This is a genomic window from Prevotella sp. HMSC073D09 (genome assembly GCF_001814145.1).
GTDB classification, from domain to species: domain Bacteria; phylum Bacteroidota; class Bacteroidia; order Bacteroidales; family Bacteroidaceae; genus Prevotella; species Prevotella conceptionensis.
The window spans coordinates 44,656-57,072 of record NZ_KV815121.1; the positions used below are offsets into that span (position 1 = coordinate 44,656).

Consider the following 12,417-nt stretch of genomic DNA (forward strand, 5'->3'; position numbering starts at 1 on the left):
AAAACAACAATCTCGAAGAATATGAAACGAAGTGTCTTAGCTGTTGCCTGTATGATGGGTAGCCTACTTGTTGGACATGCGCAACATGCCCATGCCAAACAGCCGCGAAAGCTGGTGAAGAAAGAACTAAGCGCAGCAGATAAAGAAACCCAATTTGTGACGTCGCTCATGCAAAAGATGACATTGGCCGAGAAGATTGGGCAGATTTCTCAATATGTAGGGGGTTCTTTGCTGACAGGACCGCAGAGCGGGGCCCTTTCCGACTCGCTCTTTGCTCGTGGTATGGTGGGTTCCATACTCAATGTAGGCGGTGTTGACAAGCTGCGGCCGTTGCAAGAGAAGAATATGCAGCTGTCGCGTTTAAAAATTCCCATTCTGTTTGCGTTCGATGTAGTACATGGTTACAAGACGATATTCCCAACACCCTTGGCCGAGTCGTGCTCTTGGGACACCAATCTCATGTTCGAAACCGCTAAGGCTGCGGCCGTTGAGGCTGCTGCATCGGGCATTCATTGGACCTTCGCCCCAATGGTGGACATTGCACGCGACCCACGATGGGGGAGGATTGTTGAAGGAGCAGGTGAAGACACCTATCTGGCAAGCCAAATTGCAGCGGCACGAGTGCGGGGCTTTCAATGGAATTTAGGGAAAACCAATGCTGTATTTGCCTGCGCCAAGCATTTTGTGGCCTATGGCGCACCGCAGGCAGGGCGCGATTATGCCCCGGTAGACCTCTCCTTGTCTACCTTAGCCGAGGTTTATTTGCCGCCCTTTAAGGCTTGTGTAGATGCTGGCGTAAAGACTTTCATGTCTGCTTTCAACAGCGTTAATGGCATTCCTGCTACCGGAAATCGGTGGTTGATGACCGAACTGCTGCGTAATCGGTGGAACTTTCAAGGGTTTGTGGTGAGCGATTGGAATGCCGTGCAAGAGTTGAAGACGCATGGCGTGGCCGAAACAGATAAGGATGCGGCCCTGATGGCTTTTCGGGCAGGGGTGGATATGGATATGACCGATGGGCTATATAACCGTTGTTTGGAGGAGGCTGTGCGTGAAGGGCAACTGGATGTGCACGCGATAGACGCCGCTGTTGAACGCATATTGCGAGCAAAATATGTTTTAGGACTATTTGACGACCCTTATCGCTTTCTTGATTTGAAACGCGAACGCCGTGAGGTACGCTCTGAATCTGTTACCGCTTTGGCCCGAAAGGCAGCCACGGCATCAATGGTGTTGTTGAAGAACGCCAACGCCACACTTCCGCTTTCTAAGCAAACGAAACGCATTGCGCTTGTTGGTCCGCTGGCAAATAATCGCTCTGAGGTGATGGGCTCGTGGAAAGCGCGGGGTGAAGAAAAAGATGTGGTAACTGTACTAGACGGCATTAAAAACAAGCTGGGCAAGGATGTTGTGCTTAACTATGTGCAGGGTTGCGACTTCTTAGACCCCTCCACGCACGAGTTTTCGGCGGCTTTCGAGGCTGCAAAGCATAGCGATGTGGTGATAGCCGTTGTGGGAGAGAAGGCCTTGATGAGCGGAGAGTCGCGCAGTAGGGCCGTGCTTCGCTTGCCGGGTAAGCAACAAGCGTTGCTCGATACGCTGCGTAAGGCTGGCAAACCGCTTGTGGTTGTGCTGATGAATGGGCGTCCCTTATGTTTAGAGAAAGTGGATGAGCAGTCGGATGCACTGCTGGAGGCTTGGTTCCCAGGTACGCAATGCGGCAATGCTGTGGCCGACATTCTCTTTGGCGATGCCGTACCTTCGGGCAAGTTAACCACTTCTTTTCCGCTTACGGAGGGGCAAATACCCAATTATTACAACTATAAACGTTCGGGAAGGCCTGGCGATATGCCCCATAGCTCAACCGTTCGCCATATTGATGTGCCCAATAAAAACCTGTATCCTTTTGGTTATGGGTTAAGTTACACCACGTTCTCGTACGGCGAAATGCAATGTCCGCAGCAGTTTGCTGCCGATGGTTCGCTGCAAGTGTCTGCCGAAGTAACCAATACGGGCCGCTTTGACGGTGAGGAGATTGTGCAACTTTATGTGGCCGACAAGGTGGCCTCGATGGTTAGGCCAGTGAAGGAGTTGAAGGGTTTTCAAAAGGTTTTCATCCCTAAGGGGCAGACAAAGCGCGTTGACTTCGTGCTCCATGCTCATGATTTGGGATTTTGGGACAACACGATGCAATATGTTGTTGAACCTGGAACGTTTGAAATAATGGTGGGAAAGAATAGTGAGGACTTGCAAAAGAAAGAGGCGACGTGGAAGGGCGACAGCCGCACACCATATTATATAAGTCAGTGAATGGTACCATCTGCCATGTCTTTCGTATGATTTATAGGGTTTTCTTAAAGATGAATGTTATTGACGAATTTAAATAAAAAGCACATGAGATGTTTATTGTTTAGCTTGATGTTGCTGTTTGCTGTCGGTGCCAAAGCCATTAAAGTGACGCATGGCCCTTGGATTTGCGACATGGACAGCACGGGTACTACAATTGTTTGGGTAACTGACGTTCCTGGAATGTCGTGGGTTGAGATTGCGCCCGACTCCACAGACCATTTCTATGGGAGGGCGCGGCAACGCTATTACGATGTGTTGGCCGGAAGAAAGGTGCTGACGGATAGTGTGCATCGCGTGCGTATCGAGGGCTTGAAACCTGATACGAAGTATCGTTATCGGGTGTTTACGCAAGAGGTTGCCGAATGGCGCTACGATGATTGGGTTACATTGGGAAAGACGGCATGCACCGATGTGTGGCGCGGAAAACCGTACGAGTTTAAGACTTTCCCTGCAAAGCCGCGCGAAGTGACGTTCCTTGTGCTGAACGATATTCACGAACGCGCGCAGTTTATGAAAGACTTGTGTAAGAATGTAGACTTTAAGAAACTGGACTTTGTGTTGCTCAATGGCGACATGTCTAACCGTTTGAGGAACCAACAACACATGATGGAGGCTTATTTGGATACCTGCGTACGTATGTTTGCAACGCACACGCCTTTATTTTTTAATCGCGGTAATCATGAACTACGCGGACAATTTGCCGATTATCTCTATCGCTATTTTCCCACGAACAATGGCAAGTACTATCGCTTGCAACATGTGGCGGGTATAGATTTCTTGTTTATTGATTCGGGCGAGGACAAACCCGATGAGGACATTGAATATAGCGGTATCGTTAATTACGACCAGTATCGTGAGGAAGAGGCCAGATGGTTGCGTGGTCTTCGTGAAAGTAAACAGGTTGGGAAACATCCCTTAATTGTGTTTTCTCATATTCCACCGACACTTCAAAAATGGCACGGACCTTATCACATGCAGAAGACTTTGACGCCCGAACTCAATAAGATGAACGTGTCGGTGATGCTCTCTGCCCATCTTCACGCCTTTGGCTATCAGGAACCGAATGAGGTTATTCATTTCCCCAACTTGGTAAACAGCAACAACACCTATCTGCTTTGCCGCATCGCAAATGGCAGAATGGAGGTGGACTACGTGGGACTGAAAGGAAAAGACAAGAAACATTTTACGTTCCCATTGAAATAGGGAACAAGTTTCTCTTGACGAAGAAAAACATGCTTTGGGTGAAGTAGGGAAGAAATCGTGATGAAGGCGGGGAGGAAACCTTGATAAAAGCAGGACAGAAATCGTGATGAATGTGGGAAAGAAACTTTGATGAAGGCAGGGAACGGCCTTGGAAGGCACATGTGTTCCATGCAAGTTGTAGTGCGTATCGTGCAATAATGTGTGCGCCTCCAACACTTGCAGCCCACTTGGCAGCCCATGTTAACAATAAGTCCTGTGCAACATGCCGTTGCACAGGACTTGTATTTGGTGAGATCAGGCTGCACCCTTTCTCCTTTCTCTTCTCATTTCAGGGCAATGCTGTGTGTATGGTTTGACCATTGCGACGTTTAAAGACAAACAGTAGCCATCCTTACTTTAGTCTTGGACCATCATAATGGATGGTGATAGTGTGTGGCTTGTTGTCAGCACCAACAACTTTGCCATTTTTCAGCAGGATTTTGATATTGTTGCCCTCACCATCCGAGATACGAAGAGTGCCTTTGTCAAAGACAGGTAGAATAGGTTCATCTGAACCATAGAGAGCTTTTGGTTGACCATCAGTGTCAATAATTTGTTTATATTTCTTGTGGTAATCTACTGACCAGTACCACACTCCACCATGTCGTTCTTCTCTCTTTGTCAGGTCTATGTCTTTGTTGCAGTGCCAGTTTTTGTTGTACAAGAATTTTACTTTCTCAGTATAGTCCTTCGAGAGAAAGAAAGTGAATTCGTAGTCGTTCGCACCACTGGTATTCGTGTATCCAGCATGGAGTATGGGCTTCTCCTCCTTGTCTATAATTACGGTGTTCTGCTTGATAGGAAGTTCGTCGCTTTCGTCATCGCTTTTTGAACAACTAGACAAGGCAACGCTTGCCATCAACACTGCTGAGAACACGAAGACATGTTTCGCGCAGCTCACTAAGAAATTGCTTTTATTCATTTGTTAGTACAATTAAATTGTTAAAGAATATCTGTTGGAATTTAATCCATTGGGATTAGCTCGTGTCGTTTTGTCATGGCAGAATGTATTCAAAGTTCTCCACAGCACATTGTTTGCCTGCGAAGTACATTTCGTCTCACGCAGCAAATTTAGTTCTTTTTATTTACATCGCAAGGAAATGCACGTTAAAATTGTGCTTCATACTTGTTTATTTAACCCTGAAAAGTCCGTTTTCTCTACGAACAGGTGGTTTAAAACCATCCCACAAGCCTTGTTCTTAACCACGAATTGTGCCATATATATAAGGAGTGCCGCTACATGTAAGCAACTCGTTGCGCATCTATAAAGCGGGTTGTCACTAATCGTTTTGGCAAATCCAAACAATTAAACCCGCAGCCGCAACAAAGGCCAATGCGACATGTAACGTGTTCTGCAAATGGGGCAGTAGGTTGGCGCCAGCGTTTAATCGCAATACCTAGCGTTTTTTATGGCGTTGTTTAGAGAAAACATTCGGGATGTTGCAATTCGTCTACAAGCTTGTCCACCATTGTACACGGGTTGTGCGCAGCGTAGTTGGTGCCGATGAATAATCTGCGTAGTCTGGCTGCGTGCAGTTTAGCCATATCCTCATTGCCATATTGTTGAAGCAGGTGGTAATTGTCTCGGTTGCCTTTCGTATATGTAAAGCTGTTATCCCCAGTTTTAAGTTTTAGGGCTTTTTCAATCTGTTTGATGTATTCAGAGCGGCTGATGCCTGTGTTGAGAAATATGAAGTGCAAGCAATACCACAACTCGAATGCTTCGTTAGACCAAGCACTTCCATATCCCAAACCTTCGGCCATTGCTATTGCTTGATTGAAATCTTTGAAATCGTCTTTGTCGAAAACAACCCACACCCTATCAAAGTGCATGCTGTTCTTTCTTTCCAATTCGTGCTTTATTGCCTTCGTTTCTTTAATCAAAGCGACAGTTCCCATGCCCACTCCCTGTATGTCCACTTCACGGACGTCTGACATACTGCCCTGGACTAGGGATTCAAAGTAATACGGCTCTGTCTTAGTGCCCTCACATACGATTAAGAAACGCACCTGTCGTTGGCGTCCTTTCTCTTTACGCCCATTCGTTGCCCTCGATTTTCCGCGTTCTTGCCTTAGCCTTTCAAGCTCATTGTTTTTGGAGTGTCCCATAGTTTCTTGTGTTATTTTTCCCGATAAAAGGTATTGCACCATAACGCCCACGAATGTAATCGCGTTCAATGTCGTGCTTGTTATTTGGTTCTTCTTGGCCATCTTCCTCAAATTCCACAAGCGAGTAGATGTCGGTACTCTCCACCTTGTCTTTCTCTGCAAACCATATTTGGTCGCGCCGTAGAACGGATAGGTCGAGCAAGTTGGTGTCGTGGGTGGCGAAAATTAGCTGTGCGCCATGCTTGTTGCGCTCTGGGTCCATAAATAGCAGCACGATGTTTCGGGTTAAAAGCGGATGTAGCCTGGCATCCAGCTCGTCAACAATGAGTATCTTTCCATTAATGAGCGTGTCGAAAATCGGGCCAGACAGCTCAATAACCTTCTTTGTCCCTTCAGACTCCATAACATCCCTGTAAAAATCATTCTCGCCAATAACTTGTCCGTCCTCATTATAGATGTTATGGACTGTTATTGCTTCTACAAGCGTGTGTGCCGACATATTTTTCTCCATCTGCTGCCTTTGTAATTTTGGAAGGCTAGCCAGCTTTTCTGCTGTAATATGGGTCTTCTTCACAGAGAAACTGTTGAACCCCAATTGTAGTTCCTTAAAAAACGCTTGCGCCTCGTCCGCTCCGTCCAGTTCTTTCATGAACATTGCAAGCGTAATTTCATCGTATCTTTTTGTGTCAATGCCCGAAACCACATTACATTCGCCAATGCCCGCCATCACAGCATTGCTCTTTTCGCCCTTTAACTGGGCAACAAGTGAGAGAAATAGGCGGTTCGCATTGGTTAAATCTTCCTTACCCCTGCCCTCAGGAAAGGCCTTTTCTGAAACCTCTATCACGTTTTTCGAACGGACGAAAAGCTCCACTTCCTCTTCGCCAAGCCTGTTTTCGTACAGCCATTCCGAAACAATTTCTTTTTGGGTGTACTCAAATCCGTAGCGATAGTGGGTTTCTGCCTGGATGAATTGCACCTCAAACAGCGTGGGCACCGAGCGAGAAACCTCGTCTAAGGCGAAGGGGACATAAAGAAGTGGGTCGCTTTCGTTCAGCCTTACAGAACCCATCACCATTCTCCGCATGGTGTAAATGGCAGAAATGAGATTGCTCTTGCCGCTAGAATTTGCACCATATATAATGGTGAGCGGAAGCAGACGATGATTGCCTGCTTTAATCACAGCCTCTTCGTGTTCCTTTATCGAACTGGCTTCCATGCTAAACGTGCGTTCTTCTTTGAACGAACGAAAATTTTTAACCGTGAAATTTACTAGCATATCTCATTGATTTTACTGCAAAGATACAGCATTTTTTAGTACTACGCACGAAAAACATACGATTTATGATGTCTTAAAGAGGGGCACGAACCCATTGCGGGGACAAGCAGCCTGTTGCCGCTTGCCCCCGCATTTTCTATCGCCTCGCCATTTAGTCTACCGCTTCTCCAAACAGTGTTGCGCTGGTGCTGCCCGTTATTCGCACCTTTACATACTCGCCAATATGGTGGTTGCCCTTGTCGAACACCACCATCTTGTTTTGTTCGGTTCGACCACAAAGCTGTTCGCGACTACGTTTCGACGGACCTTCAACCAACACTTCGCGAACATTTCCCACCTCGGCGTGGTTGGCGCGAGCCGAATTCTCGTTCTGAACCATTATCAATTCGTTCAGGCGACGTATCTTCACGTCTTCGGGAACATCGTCGGGCAGGTGTTTCGAGGCATAAGTGCCAGGCCGTTCGCTGTATTTGAACATAAAGGCCGAGTCGTAACCCACTTCGCGCATGATGCGGAGCGACTCCTCGTGGTCGGCCTCCGTCTCGCCGTGATAGCCCACAAAGATGTCGGTCGACAAACCGCAGTCGGGCACTAGCTCGCGAATGGCCTTTACCCGGCTAAGATACCATTCCACGGTATATTTGCGGTTCATCAGTTTCAGCACTTTGTCGCTACCGCTTTGTATGGGCAAGTGTATGTGCCTGCAAACGTTCGGGACCTCGGCGATAACGCGCAGTGTGGCATCGCTCATATCCTTTGGGTGGGGCGTAGAGAAACGAATGCGCATTGTGGGAACCGCCTCGGCCACCAGTCGCAACAGTTGGGGGAAGTCTATTGTTTGTCCCTCTTCGTTCACAAATCGGTAGCTGTTAACGTTCTGCCCCAATAGCGTAACCTCTTTGTAGCCTTGTTGTTGCAGGTTTCGCACCTCGTTAAGGATGCTGTCCACATCGCGCGACCGCTCTCTACCGCGCGTATAAGGCACGATGCAATAGTGGCAGAAGTTGTCGCAGCCGCGCATGATGCTCACAAAGCCGCTAATCTTGGCCAATGCCACGCGTTTCGGCACCACATCCCTGTAAGTTTCGGTCTTCGATAGGGCGATGTCGATGGCCTTGTTGCCCGCCTCCGCCTGCGCAATCATGTCGGGCAGGTTCAGATATGAGTCTGGTCCGGCCACCAACTGGGCGTGGTGGTTTTCAATCAAGTCGTCTTTCACGCGTTCGGCCATGCAGCCCAGCACGCCCAAAATCACCTTTCGGCCCTTCTTTTGCTCGGCGTGCAGCGTGTCAAGTCGGTTGTAAATCTTGTTCTCCGCATTCTCTCTCACGCTGCAAGTGTTCATAAAGATGGCGTCGGCCTCGGCTTCGTCTTGGCACATTTCGTAGCCAGCCATCTGCATCACCGCAGCCACCACCTCGCTATCGGCCACGTTCATCTGGCAGCCGTAGGTCTCAATATATAGCTTTTTCATTACGTTTGTTGTAGGAAAAGTGTGTTAGGCTATGCCTAACCGTTGTTATCGTGGTGCAAAGGTACTACATTTTTCGGGAAATAGGGTAGGCCGAAGGGCAGAAAGTGATGCCGTTGCATGTGTTGCCGCCTCCCCTCTCCTCTTCACCGTTGTGGTTGGTACTGTGCACCTTACCCATCCTCTGCATGTACAAAATGCACCTTTCGTTGTCTTTTTATTGGCAAAACGCTTGGCTGTTGCAAAAAAATAACCTAAATTTGACCCAGAGTTAAATCAATAAGATTATTACTATACTAACGCTTTACACATCTATGAAGACAGATTTCGAGATTGCCCGTGAGGCTACACTGTTGCCTATTAACGACATTGCCGCGAAGGCTGGCATTTCTGCCGTTAAGTTAGAACCCTATGGCAAACACATCGCCAAAGTTCCATACACGCTCATCGACGAAGAGCGCGTAAAGAAATGCAACCTCATCTTGGTTACATCCATTACGCCCACCAAAAGCGGAAACGGTAAAACCACGGTCAGCGTGGGCTTGGCCCTGGGCATGAACCGCATAGGGAAGAACGCCGTGGTTGCTTTACGCGAACCCTCGCTAGGCCCATGCTTTGGCATGAAGGGGGGAGCAGCTGGCGGTGGATATGCACAGGTGTTGCCGATGGAGAAGATTAACTTGCACTTTACGGGCGACTTCCACGCCATCACTTCGGCTAACAACATGATTGCTGCCCTGCTAGACAACTATATTTACCAACACCAAGACGACGGGTTCGGCATGAAAGAGGTGTTGTGGCGGCGCGTTCTCGATGTGAACGACCGTAACCTGCGCACCATCGTTACGGGATTGGGCGGAAAAACCGACGGCATCGTTACCGAAGGGGGCTTCGACATCACGCCCGCCTCGGAGATAATGGCCATCTTCTGCCTCGCAACAAGCGAAGAAGACCTGCGCCGCCGCATCGACAACGTGCTGCTGGGCGTAACGCTGCAAGGCAAGCCCTTCACCGTTAAAGACCTGGGTGTGGGCGGTGCCATCGTTGCCATCCTGCACGATGCCATCCATCCCAATATGGTTCAGACCATCGAGAATACGCCGGCCTTTATCCACGGCGGTCCCTTTGCCAACATCGCACACGGCTGCAATAGCGTGCTTGCAACTAAAATGGCCATGACCTTTGGCGACTATGCCATCACGGAGGCGGGATTCGGTGCCGACTTGGGCGCAGAAAAGTTCTTCGACATCAAGTGCCGAAAGGCGGGCATCTCGCCCAAACTAACCGTTTTGGTGGCTACCGCGCAGGCGTTGAAGATGCACGGCGGTGTGAACGAAAAGGAAATAAAGGAGCCTAACGTGGAGGGCGTGCGCCGCGGATTGGCCAACATGGACAAGCACATCGCCAACATGCAGGCCTTTGGCCAAACGGTGGTGGTGTGCCTGAACCGCTTTGCCACCGACACCGACGAGGAATTAGACGTCGTTCGCCGCCATTGCGAGGAACTTGGTGTGGGCTTTGCGCTCAACACGGCCTTTGGCGAGGGCGGAAAAGGGGCGGAAAACATCGCACGATTGGTGGTTAAAACCATCGAGAAGAACCCCTCTGAACCGCTGCGTATGCTTTACGACGATGCCGACGACATCGAAACGAAGGTGCGTAAGATTGCCCAAAACATATATGGGGCAAACAAGGTGGTGCTGAAACCTGCCGCCAAGAAGAAGTTGGCGCGCATTAAGGAACTGGGCTTAGAGCATTTCCCCGTGTGTGTTGCTAAGACGCAATACTCGTTTTCGGAGGATGCGAAGGCCTACGGACTGCCTACTAACTTCGACATCACCATCCGCGACTTTGTTATCAACACGGGTTCGGAAATGATTGTGGCTGTTGCAGGCGACATCATGCGCATGCCTGGCTTGCCAAAGAGTCCACAAGCCGAACGCATCGACGTCGTTAACGGCGTAATCGAAGGCTTGTCGTAGTCTTAACGAAGGTGGGTTCCAAGTACATTTAATGTGCATCTTGGAACCCACCTCGCTTTTTTTAGTGTGCACAAGCAGGGTTTTCGTTGTTGAATTATACGTGCCTATGTCAATGCTTTTAAGTACAGCATGCAAGAAACAATAGGCAAAGTAATAAAAGAAGAAGTAAAAAATGAACTTATTTACCGATAACAGATTGTTATATGAAGGCAGGGACTCTCGGCTTTCCGAAGAAAAAATAAGGCAGGCTTTGGGAGTTGATGGTAATAAGATCAATAGTTTTATTCAATTTTATCTCATGTTTGATGGTGTCTTGTTCCCAAAGCAGGCAATGATGTTTAGGCATGCGTTTTATTCTATTGAAAAGGGGGATTGGGATAAAATAGAAATAGGATTCTTTTTAAAGCTTGATGATATCGTTAAGGTTAGGAATCTTCAATTACAGGATGACGCTCAGCTAGATTATTTTGTCCAAACCCATATCCCCTTTGCTGATGATGGATGTGGTAATGATATTTGGATAGAGGTTTCAACGGGGATAATTAAAGCACTTTATCATGAGTATTCATTGGAAGAAGGATTGATAATGGTTGCTCCTAGCTTTGATGTTTTCTGTTCTTCTTTAGAAAATTGGGTACTCAATAAAAATACGCAACGTACTACCATATAAAAACATATTTTAGTGTCCCGAATACATCAACCCGTCAACTTAAAAAAAACTCACCTCCTCATTAACTCGACAATTCACAAACCCATCAACTCCCAAACGCCCATACTTATAAACTCATCAACTCAAATAACTCACCAACTCAGATAACTCATCGACTCAAATAACTCATCGACTCAAATAACTCATCAACTCCCATACCTATAAACTCACCAACTCACTAACTCGTCAACTCAAACAACCCCCCCATACTTATAAACTCATCAATTCAAACAACTCCCATACTTGTAAACTCACTAACTCATCAACTCAAATAACTCCCAAACTCATCTACTTATCAACGCTAATAACTCACCGGCTGAAAACTTAAAATTTTATCTTTTGTTTTACAAATGCGCTCTAAATTTCACTCCGTTCTAGCGAAAATTTAGGCAGTAAAGTGGGTAAATGGTCACTATTTTTAGTCTTTCACGCCTTTTGTTTTGTCTGTTTTTGGGAACGAAACCTGCATTTTGCACCATTTTGCCTTTCTAGTTTGGTTGCCAACTCAAAATTTCTCAAGCCCAATTACGCACATTTAGCCCCTAAAATCCCACTTTTTAACGGTCGTTTTGCCCTTTTTGACCATGTTTTTGATGGTTCTGAAAGGTTTTATTTATACTATTCCTGTGTATTTTTATGCTTATCTCCTTGCATTTAGCACCAAAATGCACTGCATTTAGCATCAAAACGCACAGCATTTGGCACCAAAACACACTGCATTTAGTAGCAAATGGCCTCCAAAAGCATGCAAATGGCGGTCTTTTGAAATAAATATTCATTTTGCCGCATTCACAAGCCCCCCCTTTTTGCATCAAAACGAACCCTCGCGAGAATCGATTTTTTGGGGCAAGTGGGTGAGGTGGTGGATAAAAAGGGCAGCCATAGTGTTAAAAGCTGTACGGAAAAGCAGACAAAAAACGAGGCGGTGGCAGGCGGGTTAATGAGTTTCAGGCATTTGGCTAATTAAGCTAGCAGGGCTAGTTTATCTTATCTAGCTCTTCTAGTTCTCCTAGTCAGACGGGTCAGACGGGTCGGACAGGTCTGACAGGTCTGACAAGTCCGACCAGTCGGACCAGTCCGACAAGATTTACTAGAATTTCTAGTAATTAGCCCAGCAAACCGCACACGTTCATTTGCAGATACGGTCGCACTTGTCATTGACAAGTAACAAGTTAACGAGTTAACAAGACTGGTGGCGCAACCTTTCTTTCACCTTCGCCAGTGGACAAGTAGATAAGTTGACAAGCGAGCAAGGCGCAGCCATCTTTTCACCTTT

At 47.4% G+C, this 12,417-nt stretch carries 8 protein-coding genes; 4 read left to right on the plus strand and 4 right to left on the minus strand.

Features of this window, described 5'->3' with window-relative positions:
- Positions 1-21 precede the first annotated feature (21 nt).
- Both bglX and HMPREF2955_RS11090 read left to right on the plus strand, forming a co-directional pair.
- On the plus strand, positions 22-2,310 hold the full coding sequence (gene bglX / locus HMPREF2955_RS11085) for a beta-glucosidase BglX (protein WP_070723556.1): 2,289 nt from the start codon (positions 22-24) through the stop codon (positions 2,308-2,310).
- Between the two features lie 84 nt (positions 2,311-2,394).
- Entirely contained in the window at positions 2,395-3,552 is a 1,158-nt protein-coding gene (locus tag HMPREF2955_RS11090; protein ID WP_044259355.1) for a purple acid phosphatase family protein, read from the plus strand.
- A 391-nt stretch (positions 3,553-3,943) separates the two neighbouring features.
- On the opposite strand, the gene HMPREF2955_RS11095 is transcribed toward HMPREF2955_RS11090, so the two are convergent.
- The 4 genes from HMPREF2955_RS11095 to miaB all read right to left on the minus strand — a co-directional run bounded on the left by HMPREF2955_RS11095 (position 3,944) and on the right by miaB (position 8,453).
- Positions 3,944-4,513 (minus strand): hypothetical protein, encoded by a 570-nt coding sequence (locus tag HMPREF2955_RS11095; protein ID WP_019186547.1) that lies wholly within the window; start codon positions 4,511-4,513, stop codon positions 3,944-3,946.
- A gap of 497 nt (positions 4,514-5,010) precedes the next feature.
- Entirely contained in the window at positions 5,011-5,700 is a 690-nt protein-coding gene (locus HMPREF2955_RS11100; RefSeq protein WP_044259352.1) for an RloB family protein, read from the minus strand.
- Positions 5,678-6,979: an AAA family ATPase gene (locus HMPREF2955_RS11105; protein ID WP_019186545.1), complete on the minus strand. Its 1,302-nt coding sequence runs from the start codon at positions 6,977-6,979 to the stop codon at positions 5,678-5,680. The genes HMPREF2955_RS11100 and HMPREF2955_RS11105 overlap by 23 nt, the downstream gene beginning before the upstream one ends.
- Positions 6,980-7,130: 151 nt before the next feature.
- Entirely contained in the window at positions 7,131-8,453 is a 1,323-nt protein-coding gene (miaB, locus tag HMPREF2955_RS11110; protein WP_070723557.1) for a tRNA (N6-isopentenyl adenosine(37)-C2)-methylthiotransferase MiaB, read from the minus strand.
- Between the two features lie 311 nt (positions 8,454-8,764).
- On the opposite strand from miaB, the gene HMPREF2955_RS11120 reads away from it, so the two are divergent.
- The gene (locus HMPREF2955_RS11120; protein WP_019186542.1) at positions 8,765-10,432 is read left to right on the plus strand and encodes a formate--tetrahydrofolate ligase; all 1,668 of its coding nucleotides are present in this window, start codon (positions 8,765-8,767) and stop codon (positions 10,430-10,432) included.
- 172 nt (positions 10,433-10,604) lie between these two features.
- Entirely contained in the window at positions 10,605-11,102 is a 498-nt protein-coding gene (locus tag HMPREF2955_RS11125) for an SMI1/KNR4 family protein (protein WP_070723558.1), read from the plus strand.
- Positions 11,103-12,417 lie beyond the last annotated feature (1,315 nt).